The following is a 26,267-nucleotide window of genomic DNA, read 5'->3' on the forward strand; positions in this document are numbered from 1 at the left end:
CGCGACCACACATGTCGATCCGGCCGTGCGCCGTTCGTATGGAGGGTGAGACGCCGGCACCGTGCCGGCGGCCTGACGCCCGGCACGAACAGGGTCACGAACAGGAGGGAACAGCGATGAAGCAGTACCTGCTCAGTGTCTACCAGCCCGATGGGGATCCCCCTGCGCCCGAGGTCCTCGGGGCGGTGATGCGCGACGTCGAGGCCTGGAACCAGGAGCTCAGGGCGGCCGGCGCGTGGGTCTTCACCGGGGGGCTGCACCTCGCGAGCACGGCGACCGTCGTACGGGTCCAGGACGGCGACACCCTGATCACCGACGGGCCGTACGCCGAGGGCAAGGAGCACATCGGCGGGTTCACCGTCATCAAGGCGCCCGACCTCGACTCCGCCCTCGAGTGGAGCCGCAAGCTCGCCCGGGCGACCACGCTCCCGATCGAGGTGCGGCCTATGCGAGCAGTACCCGAGGATTGAGCTCCGCCATGCCGGACCTCCCCGCGGCGGAGATCGAGGACGTGTTCCGCCGGGAGTACGGCCGGGCGGTGGCCGTCCTGGTCGGCGTCTTCGGTGACATCGGCGTCGCCGAGGAGGCCGTCCAGGACGCCTTCGCCGCGGCCGTGCAACGGTGGCCGTCCGCCGGCCTGCCCGCGAGCCCGGCCGGATGGATCATCACCACCGCCCGCCACCGGGCGATCGACCGGCTCCGCCGGGAGGCGTCCCGCCAGGACCGGCACGCCCAGGCCGCCCTGCTGCACGCCCGTGGCGAACCCGCACAGGAGGGCCCCGTGCGCGATGACCGGCTACGGCTGATCTTCACCTGCGCCCACCCGGCGCTCGCCCCCGGTGCCCAGGTCGCGCTGACGCTGCGACTCCTGGGGGGCCTGACCACCGCGGAGATCGCACGCGCGTTCCTGGTGCCCGAGCCGACCATGGCGCAGCGGCTGGTCAGGGCCAAGGGCAAGATCCGCGACGCGGGGATCCCGTACCGGGTGCCGGCCGAGGCCGACCTCCCCGATCGCCTCCGGGCCGTGCTGGCCGTGGTCTATCTGGTCTTCAACGAGGGCCACACGGCGAGCTCCGGCGGCCGGCTCGTCCGGGCGGACCTCTGCGCCGAGGCCATCCGCCTCGGCCGGCTGCTGGCCGAGCTCATGCCCGACGAACCCGAGGTCATGGGGCTGCTGGCGCTCATGCTGCTCCTGGAGTCGCGCAGGGCCGCCCGCACCACGCCGGGCGGTGACCTCGTGCTGCTGGCCGACCAGGACCGCGGCCGCTGGGATCGCGGTCTCATCGACGAAGGCCACGCCCTCGTGCGGCGGTGCCTGCGGCGCGCCCGGCCGGGCCCGTACCAGCTCCAGGCGGCGATCAACGCCGTGCACGGTGACGCGCCGACGGCGGCCGCCACGGACTGGGGGCAGATCCTGCGGCTCTACGACCAGTTGCTGGCAGTGTCCCCGAGCCCGGTCGTGGCCCTCAACCGCGCGGTGGCGGTGGCCGAGGTGCACGGAGCGGACGCGGCGCTGTCCCTCGTCGACGACCTCGGCCTCGACCGCTACCACCTGTTCCACGCCGTCCGCGCCGAACTGCTGCGTCGCCTGGGCCGCGACGCCGAGGCCGCGCAGGCGTACGACGCCGCGATCGCGCGCACCCGGAACACGGCCGAACGCGACTTCCTGCGGCGCGGCCGGGAGGCGTTCACCCGGCACTGACCGGGCCGGGCGGTTCCGTACCGCCCGGGCCCGAACCGGCGCGGGCCCGAACCGGCGCGGGCCCGAGCCTGCGCGGGCCCGAACCTGCGCGGGCCCGTGGTGAGCGGGAGGCGTCAGGCGACCGGGGTCAGCCGGAAGATCCGCAGCTCGCGGCCCGAGCGCTCCACGTACTTGTCGTACACGGGCCAGACCCGCATCAGCCGCGGCCAGATCTCGGCGCGTTCGGTGCCCTCCAGCAGCCGGGCGGTCACCTGGGTGCTCCGGCCGTGAAAGCTCACCTCCGCGTTCGGCTGCTTGAGCAGGTTGCCGGTCCAGGCGGGGTGCTTCTCCCGGCCGAAGTTGCTGCCCACCACGATCCAGCCGCCGTCCGGCTCCGGCATGCAGGCCAGCGGGGCCTGCCGGGGCTCGCCGCTGACCGCACCGGTGGTGGTCAGCAGCAGGCTCGGCACCAGTGACTGGCCGAGCAGGAACCGGCCGCCGGAGAGCCGGTGCAGCGCCTTGTCCAGCGGCGGCACGATCTTCGGCCCGACCTTGGCGAACCAGGCGGACCCGGAGATCCGCTGGAAGAGCGGTCCCATCGTGCGCTGCATCATGGTGGGGCCGCGGACGTCGCTCATCTGTCTACTCCTCGGTTGGGTGCGGGGCCAGGCGGCCCGCCTTGCCGGGGGCCAGGTGGCCCGCCGTCACGAGCCAGCGCAGGGTGTCGGTCAGGGTCTGCTCGACCGGCCGGAGCGTCAGCCCGAGGGCGTCCAGCATCGGGCGATCGTCGGTGCGGACCAAGGTGGTCATCATCTCGGCCGCGTCCCGGGTGAGCGGGAAGTCGAAGCTCTTGATCCGCTTGGCGGCGTCCAGCAGCGAGCCGAGCCCGAGCATCAGCCGGCCCGGCACCCGAACCCGGCGGCACCTGCGGCCGGTGAGGGCGTCGCACTGGTCGGCGAGCTCGGACCAGGTCAGGAAATGGCCGCCGAGCAGCCAGCGGCGCGGCCCCTGACCTGCCACGACGGCCCGGCAGAGCGCCTCGGCGAGGTCGCGGACGTCCAGCACCGAGCAGCCGCCCCGGGGCATCGGCCAGAGCTGACCGAGCCCGGCGGCGAGGCCCTCGTTCAGCGCGTCCAGGGCCGGCTGGTGCGGCCCGCACAGGCCGCCCGGATAGACGACCGTGATGGGCGCCCCCTGGTCCTGCAGGTCCCGTACGTACCGCTCGGCGGCCAGCTTGGAGCGGCCGTAGTCCGTGCGCGGGCTCGCCAGCGGGCCGTCCACGGTGATCACCGGGGCGCGCGGTGGCACGAAGACCCCCATCGTCGAGATGTGGATCACAGGGTCGAGCCCCCGGGCCACCGCGCCGCCGACGACGTTGCGGGTGCCGGTGACGTTGGTCTCGACCAGGCCGCCCGGCCCGCCGGTCGCACCCCCGGTGATGCCGATCGCGGCGGCGGCGTGCACCGCGGCGTCGCAGCCGTCCAGGCCCCGGCCGACCGCCGCCGGATCGAGCATGTCCCCGGGGACGAACTCCACCGTGTCGGCCCGCACTCCGAGCGCGGCGAGCGCCTTGGCCGCCTTGCCCGGGTCGCGCACCAGAGCCCGGGGCCGATGGCCGGCGGCGAGGAGCGCCGCGACGGTGTACGACCCGACGAAGCCCGAGGCCCCTGTCACCATGACACGCATGTGCACAAACTAGCGCTTGGTAGCCTCGCCTGGACGGTTTTCCGCGCTCTATCCTGCCCTTCCTCGTCGTGTCCCGCCGCGTTCTCGCGCCGGGCGCCGACGGCGACCGGGAGGCCCGCTCGGCGACCGCGGGCGGAGATCGGATTCCACCCTGACGGCTCCGGGCCCGTACGGTGGTGCGCCGTGTCTCCTCCTCTGCGTGTCCCGGCCCCTCAGGCGGGCCCCCGATGAGCCACCCGGAGAGCTTCGACGACGTGCTCGTCGGTGAGGCCGTGCTCGGCGTCTACCGGCAGATGTTCGCCGCGCTGGCCCGCGACAGCGGTGCCGTGGTCGACGACCCCGAGATGGTGGACGTCGCCGAGACCCTGCTGGCCGCGTTCGCCGACGCCGGCGAGGACGGGCTCGGCCACGAGCAGATGCGGTACGTCTGCCGCCGCTACCCGGCCGAGGTGTTCGAGAACCGGCTGCGGGTGCTCAAGGGGCTGGGCGCCGTCCGCGAGGTCTTCCCCAAGCCCAACCAGCTGCGCTACCGGGCGTCGTTCACCAGCGTGGTCGGGCTGATGTTCGTCCGGCGGATGATGCTGGACGGCGGCCAGTCGGAGATGCACCGGCTGCTGGCCCTGGAGCAGCTCAACGCCACCGACCCGCGGATGACCGCCGCCCAGGCCCGCGGCGGCGCCGAAGGGCTGGCCCGGGCGTTCCGGCTGTGGAGCGTCGAACTGCTCACCCTGGCCAACGGGACGATCGAGGAGCTGCGCGAGCAGGCCCCCAAGCTCTGGGGCACCAGCGACATCATCGAGCGGGCCGAGCATCTGCACGGGGCCATCCTGCGGCGCTGGCCGCAGCTGGACCGCACCTGCACCGAGCTGCGGGCGGCGATCTACGCCTATGGCGACGCCTCCCGCCGGGCGGCGGCCCGGCTGACCGACTCGGCGGGCACCACGCGGAACCTCACCCTGCTGCCCCCGGAGACCTGGCGGACCTTCGCCCGGACGGCCTCGCGCGAGCGGCTCGCGGCCGTGCTCGACGGTTTCGTGTTCGACGCGCCGGCGCCCTGGCACGATCCCGCCGCGATCGTGACGGCGGTCGAGGAGGGGCCGCGGACGACGCCGCCCCGGCCGGCCCCGCCACGCGCCGCGCAGCCAGACCCGGGGCTCTCCGAGGACACCGGCCGCGCCGACGAGTCGGTGGAACGGCTGCGCGCGGTCGCCGAGCAGGTGCTGCGCGGCGGCCGGGCCGTCGCGATGGCCGACGTGCTCGGCGGCGCGGGCGACTGGGCGACCGGGCGCCGGGTGCTCGCCGATCTGGCCGCCGCCCACCTGCATCCCGACCTGCCCTACCGGCTGGTCTGGTCCGACGAGCTCGCCGTCCGCCCGGACGGCGCTCCCACCTGGCTGTCGTCCGGCCGCTTCGAGCGAACCCCCGACCCCTCCACCCCACCCCCCGATCCCCCTGACCCTTCCGTGATCATGCAATCAATCGACGAACGATTGCGTGATCACGGAGGGGAGGCCGGGGGCGGGGGAGTCGCGGGCGGGGGAATCGGGGGGGCGGGATGAGTGTCGATCCGGGGGTGCTGGCGCGGGCCAGGGCGCGGGTCCGGGGGCCGGTCGCCCTCTCGCCGGCCGATCCCACGCCCGCCGGGATGGGCCGCGCGCCCGACGGCGCGCGGGTCTGGCTGCTGCCCTCCTGGCCGGACGGCGCCACCCCGGCGCTGCTCGAGGAGTACCAGATCGGCGGCTTCCCGCTGGACCGGCCGGGTCAGGTCCGCCGGGTGTTCGCCGCCGCCCTGCGGTGCTGCTGGGACGAGCCGGACGGCGCGCCCTGGCCGGGCCGTACGGCGCCGATCCCGGCGGCCCTGGAGGTCTACGCGTCCATGTCCCGGGGCGATCCCGGCCTGATGCGCCGGTGGGCGCTCGGAGAGCTGCGCCGGCTCGCGGACACCGGCTGGCTGCTGCTCGACGAGGAGGCCGGGAGCATGCGGCTCGGCCCCCGGGTCGCGACGTGGCCGCACGAGAGCCTCGGCTCCCTCCGCGACCTGGTCCGCCGGCTTCCGCACCCACCCGCGGAGCCCGGGCGCACCTCCGGCCACGGAGCGACCAGTGAGCGGTGAGCCGTCCCCGGGCACCGACCTGTACGAGGCGGTGCTGCGGCCGTACGACGAGAAGCGGCGGGCCCAGCTGGTCGCGGCCTTCATGGCGGTCGAGTACGCGGCCGAACCGGTCCCGGAGGCCGGCTTCCCGGCGCTGCGCGAACCCGCCCAGCGCCGGGTGGTCGAGGAGATGCTGGCGCTGGGCGGCCGGACCCTCATCCGCGGCGGCACCTCCTGGATCTCCGGCTACCGCGACGACGTGGCCCGGGAGCTGGCGGCCGACCCGGACTGCGTACCTCCCGAGGAGGACCGGGCGGTGCTCACCCTGATCCTCGTCCACTCGGTGGCGATCCCGCGGGCCGAGGGCCTGCTCGCCGACGACACCTGGCTGTCCCCGCATCCGGCGCCCGTCGAGGAGCTGCGCAGGAGGTCACAGCTCACGGTCGGCGAGCTGGAGTCGGCGCTGCGCCGGTTGCGCGCCGCGGGACTGGTGGCGCACGTGCGGGCGGGGGGCACGAGCGCCGACCCGGCCACCGAGACCACCGGCGGATACGTCCCCGGACCGCAGTTCCACCGGCTCACCGAGGCGGCCCGGCGGCGGCTGCAGGAGGAGCTGATCCTGGCCGCCGGACCCGACTCACCGCTCGCCGCCGCCGTACGGGCCCGCCGCCGCGACCGGCGAACCGACCGGGCGGACCGTACCGACCGGCCGGAACGTACCGACCGGCCGGAACGGACGGCCCGGCCCACCAAGGGGGACACATGACCAGCACGCCACTGCTCGGGGTCGAGGACAGGGTCGACGTCGTCGGCGACCGGACGCTCATCGCCGTGCAGGCCGTCAACATCTCCCGGCTGTCCACCCACCCGGTGCCGACGGTCCCCGGGACGCTGATCGTGGTGGCGGGGCAGGGCCCGAAGGACTCCAACGGAGCCGGGAAGTCGTCGTTCATCGCGGCGATCACCGCGCTGCTCGGGGACGAGCAGTGGCGGTTCGCCTCCGGCGCGCGGGCCGTCGCCGAGCTGCTGTTCAACGCGGAGCTGGCCGCACAGGGCGACCAGCAGTGGGCCAGCGCGGCGCACGGCTACATCGTCGGGGTCTTCGCCGACCCGGAGGCCGCGGACACCGAGGCCTCGGCGCTGACGGTGTGGCTGCGGGTCAACGTGGACGCCCCGCATCTGGAGATCCGCTGGCGGACCGGCGTCCACCTGGCCTCGGCGCCCTCCGAGGCCGAGCGGGTGGCCCTGGCCGACACGCTCTGGGCGGCGCTGCCCCGGTCCGCGGGCCGCCGCGACCTGGTCGCCAAGGACCTCGGCCGGGTGCTGTACGGCGACCGGATCCGCTGCGTGTCGTTCCTGTCCACCTCGGTGCGGACCAAGGTCGCCACCAACCTGCTGTCGCAGCCGCTCAACGAGATCAGCCCGGAGCGGATCTTCAGTGCCATCGCCGCGCTGACCGGCCTCGACCGGGAGCTCGAGGCCGAGCGCAAGGCCCGCGGCGAGGAGCACCGCGAGCGCGCCAAGGCGGCCCAGGCCGGCCTGCGGCTGACCGAATGGGAGAGCGAGGCCGAGTCGCTGCTGAAGACCTTCGACCGCCGGGACCGGGCGCGTGCGGAGGTGGCCGAGGCACAGCGCCACTGGCGCACCCGGCAGGCCCGGCGGCTGGTCGACGCCGCCGAGCGGGAGGCCGCGCACGCCGCGGAGCAGCAGCGGCTGCGGGCCGAGGAGCAGGAGACCGTCGCCGCGATCCGGGCGGTCGAGGCGGAGATGGAGCAGCTCACCGACGGCGCGCTGGACGACCAGCTCGCCGAGGCGGGCGCGGCCCTGGCGGACCTCAAGGGGCAGGCGGAGAAGCTCGGCGAGGACAAGGCCGTCGACCGGAACCGGCTGGAGGAGCTCCGGCACCGGGTCGCCGCGCTGGAGGACCGCCGCCGGGAGGCGGACGGGCGGGATGTGCCCGCCGCCGAGAAGGAGATCACGGACGCGGAGGGCCGCCGCGACGAGGCGCAGCAGGCCGTCGGGCTGGCCATGGGCCGGGTGGCGCAGGCCGAGCGGGACCTCGCCGCCGCCGAGGCCGGTGAGAGCAGCGCCCAGGTGCAGATCCGTACTCTGGCCGCCGCCGGGATCGCCGCGGCCGGACTGCTCGACAGCGTCGACCTCGACGCGGCCGTGCGGGACCGCTGGGAGACCGCGCTGTGGCCGTACCGCGAGGCCGTGGTCGTCGCCGCGGGGGACGTCGAGGCGGCCGTCTCCGCACTCCGGGCGCTCCCCGGTTCGATGATCGTGCCCGCCGGCCGCGAGCTCACGGGCGACGCCGGCACGCCGGGTTCCGCCCGGCCGTCCCGGCCCGGGTCACAAGCCGGGTCCCGGCCCGCGGGTGCGGAGGAGGTCGCGGAGGGGGTGCGGTGCCGGCTGGCGCTGGAGGGGTTCTTCGCCGCGCTGGGCGGCCCCGACGGCACCGGCGTCGTGGTGGTGGGCGGCTTCGCCGAGCCGGTGACGGGCCGGGTGGCCCGCGTGCAGGCGGCCCGGACGGCGCTCACGGCCGCGCAGGACGCGTTGGAGCAGGCCCGGCGGCGGGCCGCGGACGCGGCCTCGGACGTGGCGCTCGCCGGGCGGCGGCTGGCCGGGGCGCGGGCCGGCGAGCAGCTCACCGAGCTGCGCGAGCGGATGAGCGGCCTGCGCGAGCACCTCGAACGGCTGGCCGGCACCGAGTCGCGGCTCGGCCCGAAGCTGGGCGCGGCCGAGCAGGCCGTGCGCCGGCTGCAGGCCAGGGCCGACACCCGGGCCCTGGAGATCGACCGGCTGCGCGGGCGCCGCGAGACCCACCAGCGGATCCGCGACAGGGTGCGGGAGCAGACGGCCGAGCTCGCCGATCGCCGGGCCGCCCTCGGGCTCGACCGGCTCCAGGACGAGTGGGGCGGCTCCGCCGAGGGCGCCGCGGAGTGGCTGCTCGCCCTCTCCGGCGACGAACGGTCCTGGACCCCGGACGAGTGGTGGCACTCGGCCGAGAAGCACCTCGGTGAGGCGATGCGCCGCGTGTTCCCGGACGGCGCCGCCGACGAGGACCTGCCGGAGGAGCTGCGCTTCCTGCTGGCGGAGCGGCTCGACGGCGAGGGCCGGCGCACCGAGCGCGAGCAGGCCACCTTCGCCCGTCTCGCGCAGGGCCTGCACGGCTACCTGCGCCGGCAGGAGGACTACGAGAGACACCAGCGCCGGCAGATCGAGAGCCAGCTGACCGGCCGCCGTGCCGACCTGGAGAAGGCGCAGAAGGGGGCGGGCGAAGCCGCGGGCGCGGCGGCCGCGCATCGCGCCGCGCTCACCGCGGCGATCCGGACCCGGCTGCAGGCGGTGTCGGACGAGTTCGAGCGGCTCGACCTGGCCTACGGGGGATACGGCGCGACGCTCGACTTCCCGACGCCCGAGCCCCCCGGCGACCCGGAGCAGGAGTGGCGCTGGCGGGTGGTGCCCCGGTGGCGGCGTTCGGACGGCCAGCGTTACGTGCCGTACAACCGGCGGGCCAACACGGCGCTCATGGACGAGAAGGCGGTGAAGCTGGTCTGCGCGGCGGCGCTGGCCAGCTCCGGTGGCGGGCGCCTGTGCCTGGTGCTGGACGAGCTGGGCCGCAACCTGGGCAAGGAGCATCGCAAGGAGGCGGTCGCGCTGTTCCGGCAGATCGGCGAGACGCACGGCATCACCGTGATCGGTGCCCTGCAGGACGACATGGAGCCGTACGCGATCGACGCGTGCGGGCAGTACGTCAAGCTGCGCCGCTCGTCGGACACCATGGCCTACAACGAACCGCCGGTGGTCGTCGGCTACGACGAGCACGCCGACCGGGTCCGGGCGCTGACCAAGTGGATCAGCGACACGCGCCCCTCGCCCCTGCCCGCCGGGGCGGGAGCGGAGCGGGGACCGGGCGCCGGCCGATCTGGCCCCGGGACCGCCGAAGATGACCGATCGCGGGACGCCGGAGGGTGACGAGTGCGAGACTCAGAGTGACCGGACAGGAGGTCACCGAGCCAGCCCTGGGTACATGAGAACCGAGAAGCTACGCACCAATCTGCCCGCCGAGCCCAACGACTTCGTCGGCCGTGAGCGCGACGTGACGGACCTGTGCCGTCTCCTGGCCACCGCCCGGGCCGTCACGCTGTGCGGCCCCGGCGGCATCGGCAAGACCCGGCTCTCCCTGCGGGTGGCCGCCGAGCTGGCCGGTGACTGCCCGGACGGAGCCTGGTTCGTCGAGCTGGGGGAGGTCTCCCGCGGCGGCGGGCCGGGCACCGAGCCGGACACCGACCCGGTCACCTGGCGGGTGGCGGTGACCCTGGGGCTCGCCGAGGAGCACGGCCGCGGGCTGCAGGACGTCGTGGTCGACGCCCTGCGGGCCCGGCGGATGCTCATCGTGCTGGACAACTGCGAACACCTCGTGGAGGCCTCCGCGCGGCTGTGCCGGCTGTTGCTCGCGCGCTGCCCGGGCCTGCGGATCCTGGCCACCAGCCGGGAACCACTGCGCGTGCCGGGAGAGCACGTGCGGCGGGTGCCGCCGCTCACGTGCCCGCCCGTGCACGGTCCCGCCGCCGATCCGCCGGCCGTCCCGGCGCACCTGCTCCGGCACGAGGCCGTACGGCTGTTCGTCGTGCGCGCGGCGGCCGCCCGCCCGGGATACCGCCTGACCGCGGAGGACGCCGCCGCGGTGGCACAGGTGTGCCGGGAGCTGGACGGGCTGCCGCTGGCGATCGAGCTGGCCGCGGCCCGGATCCGGGTGCTGTCGGTGCGGCAGATAGCCGACCGGCTCGCCGACCGGTTCCGCCTGCTCGGCGCCGGCGACCGTACGGCTCCGTCCCGGCACCAGACCCTGCGCTCGGCCATCGACTGGAGCCATGACCTGCTCAGCGTTCCCGAGCAGGTGCTGCTGCGGCGGTTGTCGGTGTTCGCCGGGTGGACGCTCGACCACGCCGAGCGGGTCTGTCCCGGGGCGGCGGCGGATCCGCTGGCTCCGGAGGACGTCCTGGATCTGCTCACCGCGCTGGTGGACAAGTCGCTGGTGGCGGTCGACCGGGAGGTGGCGGGGGAGACGCGGTTCCGGCTGCCGGAGAGCATCCGCGGCTACGCGGCCGAGCGCCTGGCGGCAGCCGGGGAACAGGAGGCGCTGCGCACCCGGCACCGCGACCACCTGCTGGAGGCCGCCGAGTACGAGGCCGAGATCGCCTTCGCCCGGCGGCCCGCGCGGTGGCGGACCCGGGTCGAGTTGTTCTACCGGCACGACCACGAGCTGGACAACGTGCGGGCCGCGATCGGCTGGTGCCTGGAACGCGGCGACATCGAGCAGGGCCTGCGGATCTGCACGGCACTGCGCTGCTACTGGATCGCCCGGGGCTACTACGCCGAGTGGAACGAGCTGACCGCCCGGCTGCTCGACCGGGCCGAGGGCGTGTCGGCGGGGATCCGCGGCGCGGTGCTGGTCGGCCACGCCCAGTTCGCCATGGAGCAGCGGGACTACGAGCGGGCGCGCGAGTGCGCGGCGGAGGGGCTGACGCATGCCCGGGCGGGGGGCGACGACGCCATGGTCGCCGCGGGCCTGGACGTGCTGGCCCAGACCGAGGTGCTGGCCGGCCGCTACCGCGAGGCCGCGGCGCTGCTCGACGAGGAGCTCGCCATCGCCCGCGGCACGGGCGACCGGTGGACCGAGGGACTGTCGCTCATCACCCGTGGCTCGCTGCTGGCGCAGCGGGAGCGGCCGGGCGAGGCCCAGCGGATGTACGAGGCGGCGCTGCGGGTGTTCCGTGAGATCCAGCAGCTGTGGGGGGTGGCGCGGACCCTGGTACGGCTCGGCCGGCTGGCCGGATCACGCGGGGAGCCCGTCGCCGCGCAGGCGTACTACGAGGAGGCCCTGCCCATCCTCCGGGAGATCGAGGCCTGGCCGGAGATCGCCCGCTGCCTGGCCGGCATCGGGCAGGTCGCGCTCGAACGCGGTGACGTGAGCGGCGCCCGGGAGGCCCTGACCGAGAGCCTCACGCTGGGCCGCTCGATCGGGATGCGGCTCGGGCTCGCGCGGGGACTGGAGGCGTTCGCCGCCCTCATCGAGCGTGAGGGCGACGGTCACCGGGCCGTGCGCCTGCGCGGCGCGGCGGCGGCGCTGCGGGAGACGGCCGGCGCGGGCCCGGTGCCCACGCCCCGGCTGGAACGGCCCCCCGGCCCCCCGCCCCGCGGGGGGCCGCACGCCCGGCTGTGGGCCGAGGGCCTGGCCATGACCGCCCACGACGCGGTGGCATACGCACTGGAGACGCCCGCCCCGTCCGGCCCCGCTGGGTCCCCCGGTCCTGCCGCCTCGGGTGCCGCCGTTTCCGGTCCCGGCCCGTCCGATCCCGCCGCGTCCGGTGCCGGTACGTTCAAGCCTGCCGCGTCCGGTGCCGCCGTGCCGGGTTCGCGGTGCCCGGCCGCTCCGGTCGCAAGCCTGACGCCGCGCGAGCGGCAGGTCGCCGCGATGATCGCGCGAGGGCTCAGCAACCGGGGCGTCGCGGATGAGCTGGTGATCAGCCCGGCCACGGTCGCACGGCACGTCACCAACATCCTCACCAAGCTGGGATTCACCTCGCGGGTGCAGATCGCCGCCTGGTCGATCGAGCACGACCGCCCGGGCTCCTGAGTCTCCCCGCGGACCATGTGTACACACCTGGACGGGGTGACGCGCCCGCACGGATGCGCCGCCGAATACGACGGGAAATGGCTAGATCGGCGCATGTACTCCCGGGCGGGGCTCCGTAGCCTCGCAACATGATCCCCTCAGCGGCACCGGTCCCCGGGGTGAACGTAGCCCAGGCCCTCTTCGGCGAACGCCGCAGATCCGGCCCCGCGCTGGTCGATGCCACCTCCGGGCGCACCCTGACGCACGAGGAGCTGGCCACGGCGGTCTGGTCGGTGGCCGGTGGGCTCGTCCGGGAAGGGCTGGGGACCGGCGCGGTCGTGGCCCTCCACCTGCCGGACAGCCCGGAGTTCGCGGTCGCGGCGTACGGGGTGATGGCCGCCGGAGCCGTGCTGACCCCGGTGCGGCCCACGGTCACCGCCGAGGCGATGGCGCACCAGCTGCTGCGGACCGGGGCCCGCGCCATCGTCACCTGGCCGGTGCTGCTCGACATCGCGCTCCAGGCGGCCAAGTCGACGGGCGTGGAGCGGATCTTCTGCTTCGGCGCGGAGCCCGACGTCGAGCCGTTCTCCCGGCTGCGTTCGGCGGGGCCGCCCGCCGAGCCGCCCACCGGCGCACCGGCGCTGATCCCCTACACCCGGGGCACGACCGGGCCGCCCAAGGGGGTCCTGCTCACCCACCGCAACCTGCTCGCGGGAATGCTCCCGGTGGTGAACGCCGGCATGATCAGCGGATCCGACACCGTGCTGTCGGCGATCCCGTTCGCCGACGTCGCCGCGATGACCGGCGCGCTCGGCCCGGCCCTGGAGACGGGGGCCGTGGTCGTCACCCGCGCCGGCAGCGGACGCCACGACCTGCTGCGCACCCTCCAGGACCACCGGGTGACCGTCGCCCTGCTCACCCCCGAGCTGGTGGAGGTCATGACGCACGAGGAGACGGTGCGCCGCTACAACCTGCGGTCACTGCGGTCGGTCATCTCCACCGGGGGCCCGCTGCGGCCGGAGGTCGCCCGTGCCTGCTCGACGCTGTTGCGCTGCCCGGTGCGGCAGGCGTACGGGCTGGCCGAGGCGGCGGGGCTGACCCACCTCAACCTGCGCGCCGCCGAGGAGGGCACCCTGGACTCGGTGGGCTCGGGGCTGGCCTGGACCGGCTGGCGGATCGTCGACCCGGCCGGCACCGACATGCCGTCCTACCGGCCGGGCGAGCTGAGGATCCGCGGTCCCATGGTGAGCGGCGGGTACGTCGGGGACCGGCGGCTGCCGTCGTGGCTGCCCACCGGGGACGCCGCCTTCGCCGACGAGCACGGCCGGGTCTACATCATGGGCCGGATAACCGAGGTGGACGCGGAACCGCCCAGCGGCCCCGACAACGTGCTGGCGGCGCATCCCGCGGTGGCCGAGGCCGTGGTGGTGGCCGTCCCCGATCCGGGGCTCGGCCTCGTGCCGCACGCCTTCGTGGTGCTGCGGGCCGAGGCCTCCACCGCCGAGCTGCTGACCTACGTCAACGCCCACGTGGAGCCGTACGGGCAGGTCCACGCGGTCCACGTCACCGAGGTCATCCCGCGATCGTCCAGCGGGCGGATCTTGCGCCGCGCGCTGATAGAGCGAGCGCATCTGTCACCCGGCGAGGGGCGGTGACAGCGGCGCCGGCCCGGACGGCGGGGCCTGGGCGGCCACCCGGGCCCCGCCTCGCCGCCGGTCGCCGGGCGAGCCGATACGCCCCCGGAGCTCACGGAAAGTCACTGCCACGATCAACAGCACTGACAGCACACGATGGTTGAGCGCAAGTGCCCTTGGTCATCTGCCGGTCGCGGCTCCCGCGCTCTGACTCGGACTCACTTGATGAAAACCGCCCGCGCAATCTCATCGGGGACGGCGCTCGCCTCCGCGACGAGTTTCCCGTCGGCGGACCAGATGCCCGAACGGCCGGACGTGCGGTCGAAGCCGCCACCGGTCGGACCTGCGAAGGCCGCCGTGGCGACCCATACGCCGTGGTCGGCGGCGACCCGGCGGGCGCGCTCGCCGTGGACCTCAGCCTCGTGATCGGCGTGGACAACCCCAGCCACGTACCCGTCGATGCCCAGCGCGGCCGTCTTCGCGGCGTGCTCGGGGATACCCGTGTCGCGGCAGACGGCAAGCCCCAGCCGCCGCCCGTCCACTACGATCACGGCGGGCTCCCCAGGCACAAAGTGAGCGGCCTCGCTGCCGTGGAGGTACACCTTCCCATAAGCCACGCGCGCGCCGTCTCCCTCCACAGCCAGGATGCCGATGCGCGGACCCGGCACAGGCGCGCCGACCAGGGCAAGCGTCCCGGTCTCGGCACATGCGGCGACGATCGGAGCCAGCCGTTCATCGTCCGGAACGACCGGCACCGCGTCCAGCTCGTATCCCGTCAGCGACATCTCGGGGAAGACCACCACCCTCGCGTCCGCCGCCCGAACGGCCTCCGCGTGAGCCACCGCGTTGGCCGTCACGTCGTAAGCGGTGCACCTCGGCTGCGCCACCGCGATGCTCAACGGCTGCTCCACCCCGAACTCCCCTCATGGAATCGCGCGATCAGCCTACAGAGCGGCCACCCAGCGAGCCGTTGCGCACCTGCCGCAGAAGCCGGCCGTCGTTCCACCAGCACATCACCGCTTGCCCGGACTCAACGCTGCCCAGTCCGTCACCTAGTTTTGTTCGCGGGAACTGATCGCGCTTGCTCGTGAGTTTTGACCGCACTTGGTGGCCGTAAGCATGATCGATGTTCGCGAGAAGTGACCGCACTTTGGTAGTGGAGGTCTGCGGGTGTCGGCGTACTGCTTGGGCTGCAGAGGCAAGTACGGATACCCGTACCTGGTTCTGTACTGGAAGCGGTCCGCCGACAGCGGGCCCGGACGGCCGGCGCAGGGTGAGCGCACACCGATCACCGCTCGGCGTCAGGCCGGCCGAGCGGTGATCGTGCGGGGGTCAGGACCCCGGGCGGGGGATGGACTTGTACTCGAGGTAGGCGGTCAGGCCCTCGGGACCGAGCTCCCGCCCGAGGCCGCTGTTCTTGTAGCCGCCGAACGGGGTGTTGGCGTCGAGGCTGTAGAGGTTGACGCCACAGCTTCCGGTACGGATCCGGCGGGCCACCTCGATGCCGTGCGCGACGTCGGCGGTCCAGACGGAGCCGCCCAGACCGTAGTCGCTGTCATTGGCGATCTTGATGGCGTCGTCCTCGTCGTCGTAGGACAGCAGGGCCAGCACCGGGCCGAAGATCTCCTCCCGGGCGATGCGCATGTCGTTGGTGACGTTGCCGAACACCGTCGGCGCGACGTACCAGCCGCGGTCGTGCGGCCGGTCGAGACCACCAGCGATGATCTTCGCGCCCTCGTCCTGGCCGATCCTGATGTAGCCCTCGACCCGGTCCTGCTGGCGCTTGGCGACCAGCGGGCCGATCTCGGTCGCGTAGTCGGCGGGATCGCCCACGGTGAGCCCGCTCACCATGGCGGCCAGGGCCTCGGCGACCTCGTCGTAGCGGCTGCGCGGTGCCAGGATCCGGGTCTGCGCGGCACAGGCCTGGCCGTTGTTCATCAGCGAGGCGAGCTTGAAACCCTCGATGGTGGTGGCCAGGTCGGCGTCCTCGAGGATGATCGCCGCGGACTTGCCGCCGAGCTCCAGCGTCACCCGCTTGAGCTGCTCGCCGCAGACGGCGCCGATCTTCCGGCCGGCCGCGGTCGAGCCGGTGAACGACACCTTGTCGACGCCGGGATGCCGGACCAGGTGCTCACCGACCTCCCGTCCCGCCGTCACGATGTTGACGACCCCGTCCGGGATCCCCGCCTCTTTGATCCATTCGGCCAGGAGGTAGGTGTCCAGCGGGGTCTCGGGTGAGGGCTTGGCGACCATCGTGCAGCCCGCGATCAGAGCCGGGGCGAGCTTCAGCATCAGGGTGAACTGGGGGACGTTCCACGGCACGATGGCCGCCACGACGCCGACCGGCTCCGTGGTCACGGTCACCGGTCCCAGCATTCCCTGGCGCTCCTCCTCCCACGTGTAGGTGCCGGCCAGGTCCACGTAGTACTGCAGGACCATCTGCGGGATCGCGGCCTGGCCGAAGATGGAGAAGAGCGCGGGCGATCCCATCTCCGCGGTGACCAGCTCGGCCATGTCGTTCTGCCGCTCGGCATAGATCGCGGCCAGCCGGCCCAGGATCTCGGCGCGCTCGGCCGGCGTCATCCGCGGCCAGGGGCCGTGGTCGAAGGCCTGCCGGGCTGCCGCGACGGCCTTGTCGATGTCGGCCTCGGTGCCCTCGGGCACCCGTCCGATGACCTCTTCGGTGTGCGGGGAGATGACGTCGATGGTGGCCGTGCCCGCCGGGGCGACCCAGTCGCCGCCGATGAAGAGCCGATCATGCTCGCGCATGTTGTTCCTCCTGCCCGGGGTGAAACGCCGGAGGTGGTGACCGAATGCTTGCTTGGTTGACACTCTCTCACGAGGCCGGTGGTGGTCCACAAGAGCCTCCCCCTCGGGGATGCGTCACGTTCCGGGCAGGTCAGGTGCACGCCCGCTGCACGACGGCGCGGCGCCGGCTCAGCGGTGGAGCGCGAGTCCCTTCATCGTCTTGTCGACGGCGTTGCGGGGACCGTACACGGCGAGCCCGGCGAACCGCAGCTTCTCGGCGGCGAGCACCACCGCGCGATTGTCGGCGTCGTTGTCGGTGGTGAACAGCTCGTCGGTGTAGACGGCGGTCGCCAGCCCCCGGGACAGTGCCTGGGCGTGCACCCGGTCCAGCGCCTCGGAGTCCGCGCCGAACACCAGTACCGGCTGGCGGAACATGGGCAGGTAGCGGTTGCCGGCGGCGTCCTCGTACGGTTCCCCGAGGAGCTCGGGGAACCGCTGGGGCAGGCCGCTGACGAGGAAGGCGGTCACGTTCAGCCGCTGCCAGCCGGCCAGGTCGTCCCGGACGGCAACGGCGATCTTGGTGTCGAAGCGCATGCGGCCAGCCTGCGGGCGGCGCGGATCGCGTGTCTTGAACGCTCGTGCGCGAGACTGGGGGCGTGCGCGAGTGGGTGCGGTACTGGCGGGCGGACGACCGTCCGCTGGAGGCCATGCACGCCCACTTCGAACGGCACACCTACCACCGCCACAGCCACGAGGGGTACTCCTTCGGGGTCACCGACGCCGGGGTCCAGGCGTTCACCTGCCGGGGCGGCTCGCACACGAGCGCGGCGGGCATGGTGATGGCCTTCAACCCCGACGATCCGCACGACGGCGGCCCGGTCGACGAGTCCGGGTTCACCTACCGCATCGTCCACATCGGTGCCGGCCTGGTCGCCGACGTGCTCCGTGACGTCGCCGGACGGCCCGCCGGGCTGCCGTTGTTCGCCGACCCGGTGGTGCACGACCCGGTGCTGGCCGCCGCGCTGCGCCGGCTGCACGCCTCCCTCGGCGGCGCTCCGCCCGCACCGGGCGGGCCGGTGCCGGATGAGGGCGTGCGGTACGGCGCGGTGCGGCACGGGCTGGTGCAGGACGAGCTGCTCGTCGCGGTGGTGACGGCCATGGTGCGGCGGGGCGCGACCCGGCCGGTCGCCGTGGCGGCTCCGGTGGGGGAGCGGGTGATCGCGCAGCGGGTGCGCGCCCTGCTCGAGGAGGGCTTCGCCGGTCACGTCACCGCGGGCGACGTGGCGGCCGCGGCCGGGACGAGCCGGTTCGCGGCCTACCGGTCCTTCCGGCGCGTCCACGGCATGGCGCCCAGCGACTACCAGCGCCAGCTACGGCTCCGCGCCGCGCGCCGGCTGCTGGTCCGCGGGCACCGGATCGCCGACGTGGCGAGCGCGGTCGGGTTCGCCGACCAGAGCCACCTGACCCGCTGGTTCGTGCGCTACTACGGCATCACGCCCGGCGCCTTCCGCTGAGCATGGGCCGGTCGCCCGGTCACCTGCCGCGCAGAATCAGCCTCCGCTGCTGGTAGTCCACGGTGACGCGGCCGAACCGGCGGAGCTCGTCGGAGCCGAGGAGCCCGGCGATGTTGGGGTCGCCCATGTTGATGACGGTCAGCGAGCGGCTGCTGAGCGGCTGCCCGCCGAGCGACCAGCTGCGGATCCGGACGACGGGCACGGTGGCCCGCCCGGTCACCCCCTGGATGCGGGCGGTCTGCCCGGTGCGGGGGAGCTTCAGCCGGCGCATGAGGGACCGGTCCAGGGTGGAGGTGGACGCGCCGGTGTCCAGGATGAACTGGAAGGGGCCGCGGCCGTTGACCTTGATGGGCACCATGACCAGGGTCGCCCCGTTGTCGACGGTGACCCGGATGGGGATCGACGTCCCGCCTCCGGCGGGACGGGTGGCCCGCACGCCCGAGTACTTGGGGGACTTCCGGGGAGCGGGGGTCAGCGACTCCTTCAGGGACTCCTGCGCCGGCGCGGCTCCCGCCCGGGGCCCGAACGCGCAGCCGCCCAGCCCCAGCACCAGAGCGCCTGCCAGCGCAGATGTGACCCAGAGTGCCTTGATCGCTACCACCGCCACCCGATTGGAACGACGTCCCGGACCTTACCGGCTATCCCTACATACGTCCCGGGCATGGCCGACCGTTCAGCCGGCCGCCGGTCTCCTGTGCCCGATGCGTCCCGGCGGGCACCGGTCATCCTCCCTCAGCGCAGGAGATGGGCGTTGGGTTCGCGGGCGCGGCCGGCCAGGTCGGGGAGCTCGATGACCTCCGTCCCGGCGGCGCGCAGCTGCTCGGTGCCGTCACCGTCGACGAACAGCGCCGGCTCACGCCAGGCGTAGACCACCCGGGGGATGCCCGCGGCCACGATCAGCCGGGCGCACGGCTCCGGCCGGGACGCGCGCCTGCCGCAGGGCTCCAGCGAGCTGTAGATCGTGGCCGTGCTCAGATCGGTGCCGGGCTTCAGCTTGCCCAGCGCGACCTCCTCGGCGTGCACGGCCGGGTCGCCCTCCCGGGAGTGGCCCCGGGCCAGCTCCCGGCCCTCGCCGTCCACGATGACCGCGCCCACCGAGAACGCGGTCTGGGAGGGCGGGCAGAGTGCCGCCAGCCGGCAGGCGAGCTCCAGCCACCGCCGGTCCGCCCCCTGCCGGTCGGCCTCGTGCGGGTCCGCCGAGTTCCGGTTCGCCGAGTTCCGGTCCGCCCCGTACCGGCCGGAGTGCTCAGCCACGGCGGCCGCCGATCAGGTACCGCAGCAGGGCGACGTCGCCGATCCGGGTGGCCTCGGCCAGCCGCATGGGCCTGCCCGGGCTCTGCGGGAAGACGCCGGGGTGCACCAGACGCGGCGCGGACGGGTCGCCGACGAAGAACGGGGCGACCGCCAGCTGGAGTTCGTCGGCCAGCCCCTGGGTGAGGAAGCGGGTGTGGATGTCGCCGCCGCCCTCGACCATCAGCCGGCGGACGCCCCGCCGGCTCAGCTCGGCCAGCAGGCCGGGCAGGCTCACGGGATCGCCGCCGTCGATGACCTCGGCGCGGTCGCCCAGCCGCTCCGCCAGCGCCGGGGCGGCCGGGGAGGAGCTGAACACCAGCTTGGGGGAGGTGCCGGTGGTGAAGAACCGGGCCTCCGGCTCGACGTCGCCGCTGCCGGTCACCGTGACCTTGGTCAGGTCGGGCGCCCGTCCGCGCGCCACGCGCTGGGCCTTGCGCGACTCCGACCGGATGACCAGGCGGGGGTCGTCCCGGCGAAGGGTGCCGGCCCCCACCAGGATCGCGTCGCAGGAGGCGCGCACGGAGTCCACGCGGTCGAAGTCCGCGGCGTTGGACAACCGCAGCCGTTCCGGGCTCGCGTCGTCGATATAGCCGTCGACGGACATGGCGCAGCTCAGCAGTACATATGGGCGATCACTCACAAGGGTCATTACACCGCATCACGCACCGGCCCCGGCCGGTGACGGCCCCTCCGCGCCCGACAGCCGGTGGGCGACGCGCCGAACGATCACGCCAGGCAGGTGGGAATCCGCCCGTCGTTGTAGGTGACCATCTCCAGCATGATCGTCAGATCGTCGAGCGGGACTCCGGGCCGTTCGCCCCGGGCCTCGGCGTAGGCGCGGTGCAGGTTGCCGACGACGCGCTCGCGGTCGAGCAGGTGCGCGAACTCGCCCAGATCCGTCTCCCCGGCCACCTGCAGCGGTGACAGCCCGGCCTCGATGCCCTGCCGGGCCAGCTCCTGGATCCAGCGCAGGTACGACTCGGTCGTGTCGTACAGCTCCGGCCCGCCCACCGGGCCGTGACCCGCGACGACGGTGGACGCGCCCAGCCCGCGCAGCCGCTCGATCGCCGTCAGGGAGCCGGAGACGGACCCCATGAGCGTGAAGGGCGTCCCGCCGGAGAAGACGACGTCGCCCGTGAACAGCACCCCGTGGTCGGGGATCCAGGCCACCACGTCGTTGGTCGTGTGGGCCGGCCCGACATGGATCAGCTCGATGCGCAACTCACCGGAGTGGACGGTCAGCCGGTCCGGGAAGGTCACCGTGGGCGGCACGATCTCGATCGAGCCCCACTCGACGTCCGTCCACAGCTGGGTCAGCATCAGCCCCGCGTCCACCATCTCGGCGGGGCAGTCGTCATGTCCGATGATCACCGCTTCGGGGAAGAGCCCGTTGCCGTAGGTGTGGTCGCCGTGGTGATGGGTGTTGATCAAGGTACGGGTCGGCGCGGAGGTCACCGAGCCGATGGCCGCGCGCAGCGCCCGGGTCCGCGGCTCGGTGGCCGCGGTGTCGATCAGTGTCACCCGGTCGGGGCCGACCAGGAAGCCGGAGTTGCTGAGGCACCAGCCGCCGTCCGGCTGTACGTAGGCGTAGATCCGCTCGGCGATCTCTTCCAGCCGGGGCTGCGGAGCCTTGTTCATAGTGATCCTTTGGGGTTTGTCGGCGTTTCTGCGACGGAAGTGTCGGGGGTGCTGTCTATGGTTTCCACTCGATGCGCCTCCTTCATACGTCCGACTGGCACCTGGGCCGGTCCTTCCATCGTGAGGACCTCCTGGGCGCCCAGGCCACCTTCGTCGACCATCTGGTCGAGACCGTGCGAGGCGAGGACATCGATGCGGTGCTCATCTCCGGAGACGTCTACGACCGGGCCCTGCCGCCGGTCGACGCGGTACGGCTGTGCAACGAGGCGCTGCGGCGGCTGGCGGACCTCACCCGGGTGGTCCTCATCGCCGGCAACCACGACTCCGCGCAGCGCCTCGGCTTCGGTGCCGATCTCATGGACGCGGCCGGGGTGCACGTCCGGACCGATCCCGCGGCCGTCGGCAGGCCGGTCATGATCGGCGATGCCGCCGTCTACGGTATCCCCTACCTGGAGCCGGAGCTCGTCCGCACCCCCTGGGAGCTGGCCGAACGCGGTCACGCGGCCGCCCTGGCCGAGGCGATGCGGCGGATCCGCGCCGACCTCGCCCGCCGCCCGGCGGACACGCCCTCCGTGGTGCTGGCGCACGCCTTCGTCACCGGCGGCGAGGCCAGCGACAGCGAGCGCGACATCTCGGTGGGCGGCGCCGCGCACGTCCCGGCGAGCGTCTTCGACGGTGCCGGCTACACCGCCCTGGGCCATCTGCACGGCCGGCAGACCATGACCGAGCGGGTCCGCTACTCCGGCTCCCCGCTGGCCTACTCCTTCTCCGAGCACCGGCAGCGCAAGGGGTGCTGGCTGGTCGAGCTGGGGGACGGCGCGGTGCGCGCCGAGTTCGCCGACGCGCCGGTGCCGCGCCGCATCGCCCGGCTGCGCGGCCGGATCGACGAGCTCCTCACCTCGGCCGCGCACGAGAAGTACCGGCAGCACTGGCTGCAGATCACGCTGACCGACCCGGTGCGGCCCGCCGGCGCGATGGAGCGGCTGCGCCGCCGCTTCCCGTACGCGCTGGTGCTCGGCTTCGAACCCGAGGGCCGCACCGCCGGTCCCGACCGCAGCTGGAGCGACCGGACCACCGGCCGGGCGGACCACGAGCTCGCCGGGGACTTCGTCGCCGAGGTCACCGGCGTCCCCGCCGACGGGGCCGAGCGGGCCCTGCTCGACGAGGCCTTCCAGCACTGCCGCATCAAGGAGGGCGCGACGTGACCGCGCCGCGCGCAGCGGGGCGGCGAGCCCGGCGGCGCGCGACCGGGGTGAGCGAGCACACCCGGTGGACGAGCAGGTGAACGAGCGGGTGAACGAGCAGGCGAGCTGACAGGCGAGCGGAGCAGGAGACGGCATGAGGCTGCACCGACTGACGGTCACCGCTTTCGGGCCGTTCTCCGGCACCGAGGAGATCGACTTCGACGCGCTGTCCGATGCCGGGCTGTTCCTGATCAACGGCCCGACCGGCGCGGGCAAGACCAGCGTGCTCGACGCGATCGCCTTCGCGCTGTTCGGGCAGGTCCCCGGGGCGCGCAACGCGGTCAGGTCACTGCGCAGCGACCATGCGGCGCCCGAGCTCGGCCCCCGGGTGAGCCTGCAGGCGACCATCCGCGGCCGGGCCTTCCGGATCACCCGCTCGCCGGCCTGGGACCGCCCCAAGAAGCGCGGCACCGGCACCACCACCGAGCAGGCCTCGGTGATCGTCGAGGAGCACACCGGCGGTGCCTGGACCGGCCTCACCACCCGGCTGGACGAGGCGGGAGACCTCATCGGCAGGCTGCTCGGGATGAACGCGGCGCAGTTCTGCCAGGTGGCGATGCTCCCGCAGGGCGAGTTCGCCGCCTTCCTGCGCGCCGGCGCCGAGGAGCGCCGTAGGGTGCTGGAGCGGCTGTTCGCCACCGAGGTCTTCACCCGGGTCGAGAAGTGGCTGGCCGACCACCGGGCGCGGACCCGCCGGGCCGCCGAGGAGCTGCGCGCCGCGGCGGAGTCGACCGCCGACCGGATCGCCGAGACCGCGGGCACCGAACGCCCCGGCGCCCTCCGGGTCCCCCCGCCGCGCGCCGCCGAGCCGGACACCGACACCGACGCCGAGCTCGCCACCTGCGAGCTCCTGGTGCCCTGGACGACCGAGCTGGCGGCCCAGCTCACCGCAGCGGGAGACACCGCCCTGGTCCTGTGCGAGGAGTCCGCCGCGACGCTGGCCCGGGTCCGTGCCGCCGCCGAGACCGGCCGCGCCCTGGCCGAGCGGCAGCGCCGGCACGCCGACGCCCTGCGCCGCCGCGCCGCACTGGACGAGCGCGCCGCCGACCGGGCCCGGCTGGCCGTACGGCTCGAGACCGCGCAGCGCGCCGACCGGGTCCTGCCGCTGCTCAGCGGCGCGGCCGGGCGCGCGGAGGCCGCCGAGGCCACCCGCGCCAGGGCGCTGGCGGCCCGCGCGGCCACCGGCGAGCTGGTGCCCGGCGCCGCGCCCGACGACGTGCTGAGCAAGGCCGAGCGGGACCGCCGCGACGAGGCCGCCGCGCTGGAGCAGCTGCGCGGAGACGAAGAGCACCGGGCCCGGCTCGAGCAGGACCGCGCCACCGAACAGGCCACGCTGGAGCGGCTGGACGCCGAGGAGGCGGAGCTGGCCAGGCGGGTCGCCGAGCTGCCCGGCGTGGTGGAGGAGCTGCGGGCGGAGCTCGAGGCCGTACGCATCCGCGGCGCCGCGCGGCCCGGTGCGGTCACCGCCGTCGAGGAGGCGGCACGGCGGCTGGACACCGCCCGCCGCCGCGACACGCTGACCGCCCGGCTGGCCGAGGCGGAGTCGGCGCACCGGGCCGCGGTGGACACCGCGCAGGAGGCCAGGGAGCGGCTCCAGGAGCTGCGGCAGGCCCGACTGGACGGGATGGCCGCCGTGCTCGCCGGCGAGCTGGTCGACGGGCAGGCGTGCCGGGTCTGCGGTTCACCGTCGCATCCGGCGCCCGCGGTGAGCCCGGGCACGGTGCCCGGCGACGCCGACGAGCAGCGTTCCGAGCAGGCCTACACGCGGGCGCAGGCGCTCCGGGAGGAGACCGCCACCCGGGCCGGCGCGCTCCGCGCCGAGCTGGAGTCCGCCCGGGAACAGATCGGTGAGCGGCCCGCCGAGGCGCTGGCCACCGAGCTGACCGCGGCCGAGGCGGAGCTGGACGCCATCGACGCCGTCGCCGGCGGGGCGGTGCGCCTGGCGGCCGACCTGCAACGCGGCGAGGCGGGGCTGGCGCAGGCCCGCGAAGGCCGCGAGGGCGTCCTGCACGCGCGGGCCCGGTCGCGCGCGCGGATCGCCGAGCTCACCCTGGAGGCCGACCGCCTGCGCGTCCGGCTGGACGAGGCGCGCGGCACCGACCCCACCCTGCAGGCGCGGATCGGCCGGCTGACCGGCGAGGCCGCTCTGCTGCAGACCGCCATCCAGGCGCTGTCGGCGGCCGAGACCGCCGCCGAGGAGCTGGTACGGGCCCGTACGTCCGCCGAGGACGCCGCCGCGGCCGAGGGCTTCGGATCGGCGGCCGAAGCGGCGCAGGCCGCGCTGTCCGCCGAGGCCCGGGCCGAGCTGAGCGGGCGCGTCCGCGCGATCGACGACGAGGAGGCCGCGGTCCGCGAGCTGCTCGCCGACCCGGCGCTGGAGGCCGCCGCGGCCGTCCCGGCTCCGGACCTGCCCGCGCTGGAGGAGAGCCTGGCCGCGGCCGAGGACCTGCACACCGCGATGACCGGCGCGTACGAGCGGTCCCGGCGGCGGTCCGCCCGGATGGCCGAGCTGTCGGCCGAGCTCTCCGGCCAGGTCGCGGCCTGGCGGCCCGCGGCGGAGCGCCAGGCCGTCGCCTCCCGGCTGGCCGGGCTCGTCACCGGCCAGTCGGCGATGAACCGGCTGAGCATGCGGCTGTCGGCCTACGTGCTGGCGGCCCGGCTGGAACAGGTCGTCGCCGCCGCCAACGAACGGCTCGGCCGGATGTCGGCGGGCCGCTACACCCTGGTGCACACCGTCGACAAGGCCGCCGGTGACCGGCGCGGCGGCAGCGGCGGTCTCGGCCTGCGCGTGATCGACGGGTGGACCGGCCGGCAGCGCGACCCGGTGACGCTGTCCGGCGGGGAGTCCTTCATCACCTCGCTGTCGCTGGCCCTCGGGCTCGCCGACGTGGTCACCGCTGAGGCCGGCGGGACCGAGATCGGGACGCTCTTCGTCGACGAGGGCTTCGGCACCCTGGACGAGGACACCCTCGACGAGGTCATGGACGTCCTGGACGGGCTGCGCGACGGCGGCCGGGCCGTCGGCATCGTCAGCCATGTCGCCGAGCTCCGCACCCGGATCCCCGCCCAGCTCCGTGTGCACAAGGACCGTACGGGCTCGCGGGTCGCCGTCACCGTCTGACGGCCGGGCGGGTCGAGCGGCCGGCGGCGGCCGTGGAGGGGCCTGCCGTGGTGGCAGGCCCCTCCGCCGAGCGGCCTCAGCCGCGCAGGAGCGCCAGGATCTGGTTCAGCAGACCCAGCAGTGTGTTCAGCTGGAGCGGGTCCAGCAGGCCCGCGATCGCGCACAGCAGGTTGCCGAGCAGGTTGCCCGGGGCCTGCGAGGCGTCGATGTTCAGCACCACCCGGTCCAGGTGGACCTTCAGCCCGAGCAGGTCGAGGTCCAGCGGTCCCAGGGTCAGGTGCAGGATGGCGCAGGTCGCCTGGGCGACGGCGAGCGGGACGACGGCCTGCTGGCTCGCCGTGCCGAGGGACGTGCCGGCCGAGTCGGTGAGCGTGCCGGTGAACGTGCCGCTGGCCGCCGGCGCGCCGTTCTGGTTGACGAACCGGTCGATGATGAACTTGCCGACGAACCGCCCGGTTCCGCCGGCGTTGTCGGTGAACGTTCCGACGACGGGAACGCTCACCGCGGCGGGGGCGAGCCGCTGGACGCCGGCCGCGGCCGGCCGGGCGGGGCCGGCGTTGGCGGGACCCGCGGTGCTCATGACCAGCGCGGTTCCGGTGACCACGCAGGCCAGCGCGGTCAGAAATCGACGTACTCTCATTCTTTTCCTCACTTGTCTTCCATCTAGGGGGTGGATGGATCCCGCCCCTGTACCCCCGGCACATCCCTCAACCGTTCTCGACCACATCTGTCGGGCGGCCCCCCGGGATCTCGGGAACCGGACATCGCGTCGGGGTGCCACCGCATTCCCTCGTCACCTGGCGTCGCGCCGGGTCATCACCTCGCCTGCCCACCGCAATGGCCGCTGCCGGACATGTCCGAAATGGCGATGGTGTTTAGCGCGGCCCGCTTCGGCTCGAAACAGATGGCGTTCACCCGGGCGGCCGGGGCAGGCGCAGCTCGACGCCTTGCGCGACCACGCCGCCCCCCGGGCCGCGCGACCGGCACGGCGAGG

The 26,267-nt window shown here is 74.5% G+C and carries 21 protein-coding genes; 11 read left to right on the top strand and 10 right to left on the bottom strand.

Annotated elements, in window-relative coordinates:
* Positions 1-116: 116 nt before the first annotated feature.
* Both ACRYCC_RS19805 and ACRYCC_RS19810 read left to right on the top strand, forming a co-directional pair.
* Positions 117-470 (top strand): YciI family protein, encoded by a 354-nt coding sequence (locus tag ACRYCC_RS19805; protein WP_433814121.1) that lies wholly within the window; start codon positions 117-119, stop codon positions 468-470.
* Positions 471-478: 8 nt separating this feature from the next.
* A complete protein-coding gene (locus ACRYCC_RS19810) occupies positions 479-1,702 on the top strand; it encodes an RNA polymerase sigma factor (RefSeq protein WP_433814122.1) in 1,224 nt (407 codons plus the stop codon).
* Between the two features lie 113 nt (positions 1,703-1,815).
* Here the strand turns inward: ACRYCC_RS19810 and ACRYCC_RS19815 are convergent, their stop codons facing one another.
* Both ACRYCC_RS19815 and ACRYCC_RS19820 read right to left on the bottom strand, forming a co-directional pair.
* Positions 1,816-2,319 (bottom strand): nitroreductase family deazaflavin-dependent oxidoreductase, encoded by a 504-nt coding sequence (locus ACRYCC_RS19815; protein ID WP_433814124.1) that lies wholly within the window; start codon positions 2,317-2,319, stop codon positions 1,816-1,818.
* 4 nt (positions 2,320-2,323) lie between these two features.
* The gene (locus tag ACRYCC_RS19820; protein ID WP_433814125.1) at positions 2,324-3,367 is read right to left on the bottom strand and encodes an NAD-dependent epimerase/dehydratase family protein; all 1,044 of its coding nucleotides are present in this window, start codon (positions 3,365-3,367) and stop codon (positions 2,324-2,326) included.
* A 227-nt stretch (positions 3,368-3,594) separates the two neighbouring features.
* Here ACRYCC_RS19820 and ACRYCC_RS19825 point away from each other — a divergent pair, with 227 nt between their 5' ends.
* The 6 genes from ACRYCC_RS19825 (at position 3,595) to ACRYCC_RS19850 (ending at position 13,736) form a co-directional block, all read left to right on the top strand.
* The gene (locus ACRYCC_RS19825; RefSeq protein ID WP_433814127.1) at positions 3,595-4,926 is read left to right on the top strand and encodes a hypothetical protein; all 1,332 of its coding nucleotides are present in this window, start codon (positions 3,595-3,597) and stop codon (positions 4,924-4,926) included.
* Positions 4,923-5,480 (top strand): hypothetical protein, encoded by a 558-nt coding sequence (locus tag ACRYCC_RS19830; RefSeq protein WP_433814128.1) that lies wholly within the window; start codon positions 4,923-4,925, stop codon positions 5,478-5,480. Before ACRYCC_RS19825 ends, ACRYCC_RS19830 begins: the two co-directional genes overlap by 4 nt.
* Complete coding sequence (locus tag ACRYCC_RS19835) at positions 5,470-6,225, top strand: hypothetical protein (RefSeq protein WP_433814130.1); 756 nt, start codon at positions 5,470-5,472, stop codon at positions 6,223-6,225. The genes ACRYCC_RS19830 and ACRYCC_RS19835 overlap by 11 nt, the downstream gene beginning before the upstream one ends.
* On the top strand, positions 6,222-9,437 hold the full coding sequence (locus ACRYCC_RS19840) for a coiled-coil domain-containing protein (RefSeq protein ID WP_433814131.1): 3,216 nt from the start codon (positions 6,222-6,224) through the stop codon (positions 9,435-9,437). The genes ACRYCC_RS19835 and ACRYCC_RS19840 overlap by 4 nt, the downstream gene beginning before the upstream one ends.
* Positions 9,438-9,492: 55 nt before the next feature.
* Complete coding sequence (locus tag ACRYCC_RS19845; RefSeq protein ID WP_433814132.1) at positions 9,493-12,102, top strand: helix-turn-helix transcriptional regulator; 2,610 nt, start codon at positions 9,493-9,495, stop codon at positions 12,100-12,102.
* Positions 12,103-12,230: 128 nt separating this feature from the next.
* The gene (locus tag ACRYCC_RS19850; RefSeq protein ID WP_433814134.1) at positions 12,231-13,736 is read left to right on the top strand and encodes a class I adenylate-forming enzyme family protein; all 1,506 of its coding nucleotides are present in this window, start codon (positions 12,231-12,233) and stop codon (positions 13,734-13,736) included.
* A gap of 197 nt (positions 13,737-13,933) precedes the next feature.
* Here ACRYCC_RS19850 and ACRYCC_RS19855 read toward each other — a convergent pair whose 3' ends face one another.
* The 3 genes from ACRYCC_RS19855 to ACRYCC_RS19865 form a co-directional block, all read right to left on the bottom strand.
* Positions 13,934-14,614 (bottom strand): carbon-nitrogen hydrolase family protein, encoded by a 681-nt coding sequence (locus ACRYCC_RS19855; RefSeq protein WP_433814136.1) that lies wholly within the window; start codon positions 14,612-14,614, stop codon positions 13,934-13,936.
* Positions 14,615-15,047: 433 nt separating this feature from the next.
* A complete protein-coding gene (locus ACRYCC_RS19860; protein ID WP_433814138.1) occupies positions 15,048-16,484 on the bottom strand; it encodes an aldehyde dehydrogenase in 1,437 nt (478 codons plus the stop codon).
* A gap of 168 nt (positions 16,485-16,652) precedes the next feature.
* Positions 16,653-17,057, bottom strand: a complete 405-nt coding sequence (locus tag ACRYCC_RS19865; RefSeq protein ID WP_433814139.1) for a DUF2000 family protein — start codon at positions 17,055-17,057, stop codon at positions 16,653-16,655.
* Positions 17,058-17,119: 62 nt separating this feature from the next.
* On the opposite strand from ACRYCC_RS19865, the gene ACRYCC_RS19870 reads away from it, so the two are divergent.
* Positions 17,120-17,977 carry an AraC family transcriptional regulator gene (locus ACRYCC_RS19870; protein WP_433814141.1) on the top strand — a complete coding sequence of 286 codons (858 nt, stop codon included), beginning with the start codon at positions 17,120-17,122 and terminating at the stop codon, positions 17,975-17,977.
* 19 nt (positions 17,978-17,996) lie between these two features.
* On the opposite strand, the gene ACRYCC_RS19875 is transcribed toward ACRYCC_RS19870, so the two are convergent.
* The 4 genes from ACRYCC_RS19875 to ACRYCC_RS19890 form a co-directional block, all read right to left on the bottom strand.
* Positions 17,997-18,578 (bottom strand): retropepsin-like aspartic protease family protein, encoded by a 582-nt coding sequence (locus ACRYCC_RS19875; RefSeq protein ID WP_433814143.1) that lies wholly within the window; start codon positions 18,576-18,578, stop codon positions 17,997-17,999.
* Positions 18,579-18,709: 131 nt separating this feature from the next.
* Positions 18,710-19,129, bottom strand: coding sequence for a deaminase (locus tag ACRYCC_RS19880; protein WP_433815022.1), 420 nt, complete (start codon positions 19,127-19,129; stop codon positions 18,710-18,712).
* A gap of 94 nt (positions 19,130-19,223) precedes the next feature.
* A complete protein-coding gene (locus tag ACRYCC_RS19885) occupies positions 19,224-19,910 on the bottom strand; it encodes a RibD family protein (protein WP_433814145.1) in 687 nt (228 codons plus the stop codon).
* Positions 19,911-19,996: 86 nt separating this feature from the next.
* Positions 19,997-20,908: an MBL fold metallo-hydrolase gene (locus tag ACRYCC_RS19890; RefSeq protein WP_433814147.1), complete on the bottom strand. Its 912-nt coding sequence runs from the start codon at positions 20,906-20,908 to the stop codon at positions 19,997-19,999.
* Between the two features lie 71 nt (positions 20,909-20,979).
* Here ACRYCC_RS19890 and ACRYCC_RS19895 point away from each other — a divergent pair, with 71 nt between their 5' ends.
* Positions 20,980-22,113, top strand: a complete 1,134-nt coding sequence (locus ACRYCC_RS19895; protein ID WP_433814149.1) for an exonuclease SbcCD subunit D — start codon at positions 20,980-20,982, stop codon at positions 22,111-22,113.
* A 133-nt stretch (positions 22,114-22,246) separates the two neighbouring features.
* Positions 22,247-25,273, top strand: coding sequence for an AAA family ATPase (locus ACRYCC_RS19900; RefSeq protein ID WP_433814151.1), 3,027 nt, complete (start codon positions 22,247-22,249; stop codon positions 25,271-25,273).
* 76 nt (positions 25,274-25,349) lie between these two features.
* On the opposite strand, the gene ACRYCC_RS19905 is transcribed toward ACRYCC_RS19900, so the two are convergent.
* Positions 25,350-25,913 (bottom strand): hypothetical protein, encoded by a 564-nt coding sequence (locus ACRYCC_RS19905; RefSeq protein WP_433814152.1) that lies wholly within the window; start codon positions 25,911-25,913, stop codon positions 25,350-25,352.
* Positions 25,914-26,267 lie beyond the last annotated feature (354 nt).

Source organism: Actinomadura scrupuli (genome assembly GCF_050971785.1).
GTDB lineage: Bacteria > Actinomycetota > Actinomycetes > Streptosporangiales > Streptosporangiaceae > Actinomadura_E > Actinomadura_E scrupuli.

Bases quoted from the DNA above. Each gene is read 5' to 3' on its own strand.
- ACRYCC_RS19805 (WP_433814121.1), top strand. From the start codon at position 117: ATGAAGCAGTACCTGCTCAGTGTCTACCAGCCCGATGGGGATCCCCCT.
- ACRYCC_RS19810 (WP_433814122.1), top strand. From the start codon at position 479: ATGCCGGACCTCCCCGCGGCGGAGATCGAGGACGTGTTCCGCCGGGAG.
- ACRYCC_RS19815 (WP_433814124.1), bottom strand. From the start codon at position 2,319: ATGAGCGACGTCCGCGGCCCCACCATGATGCAGCGCACGATGGGACCG.
- ACRYCC_RS19820 (WP_433814125.1), bottom strand. From the start codon at position 3,367: ATGCGTGTCATGGTGACAGGGGCCTCGGGCTTCGTCGGGTCGTACACC.
- ACRYCC_RS19825 (WP_433814127.1), top strand. From the start codon at position 3,595: ATGAGCCACCCGGAGAGCTTCGACGACGTGCTCGTCGGTGAGGCCGTG.
- ACRYCC_RS19830 (WP_433814128.1), top strand. From the start codon at position 4,923: ATGAGTGTCGATCCGGGGGTGCTGGCGCGGGCCAGGGCGCGGGTCCGG.
- ACRYCC_RS19840 (WP_433814131.1), top strand. From the start codon at position 6,222: ATGACCAGCACGCCACTGCTCGGGGTCGAGGACAGGGTCGACGTCGTC.
- ACRYCC_RS19845 (WP_433814132.1), top strand. From the start codon at position 9,493: ATGAGAACCGAGAAGCTACGCACCAATCTGCCCGCCGAGCCCAACGAC.
- ACRYCC_RS19850 (WP_433814134.1), top strand. From the start codon at position 12,231: ATGATCCCCTCAGCGGCACCGGTCCCCGGGGTGAACGTAGCCCAGGCC.
- ACRYCC_RS19860 (WP_433814138.1), bottom strand. From the start codon at position 16,484: ATGCGCGAGCATGATCGGCTCTTCATCGGCGGCGACTGGGTCGCCCCG.
- ACRYCC_RS19865 (WP_433814139.1), bottom strand. From the start codon at position 17,057: ATGCGCTTCGACACCAAGATCGCCGTTGCCGTCCGGGACGACCTGGCC.
- ACRYCC_RS19890 (WP_433814147.1), bottom strand. From the start codon at position 20,908: ATGAACAAGGCTCCGCAGCCCCGGCTGGAAGAGATCGCCGAGCGGATC.
- ACRYCC_RS19895 (WP_433814149.1), top strand. From the start codon at position 20,980: ATGCGCCTCCTTCATACGTCCGACTGGCACCTGGGCCGGTCCTTCCAT.
- ACRYCC_RS19900 (WP_433814151.1), top strand. From the start codon at position 22,247: ATGAGGCTGCACCGACTGACGGTCACCGCTTTCGGGCCGTTCTCCGGC.
- ACRYCC_RS19905 (WP_433814152.1), bottom strand. From the start codon at position 25,913: ATGAGAGTACGTCGATTTCTGACCGCGCTGGCCTGCGTGGTCACCGGA.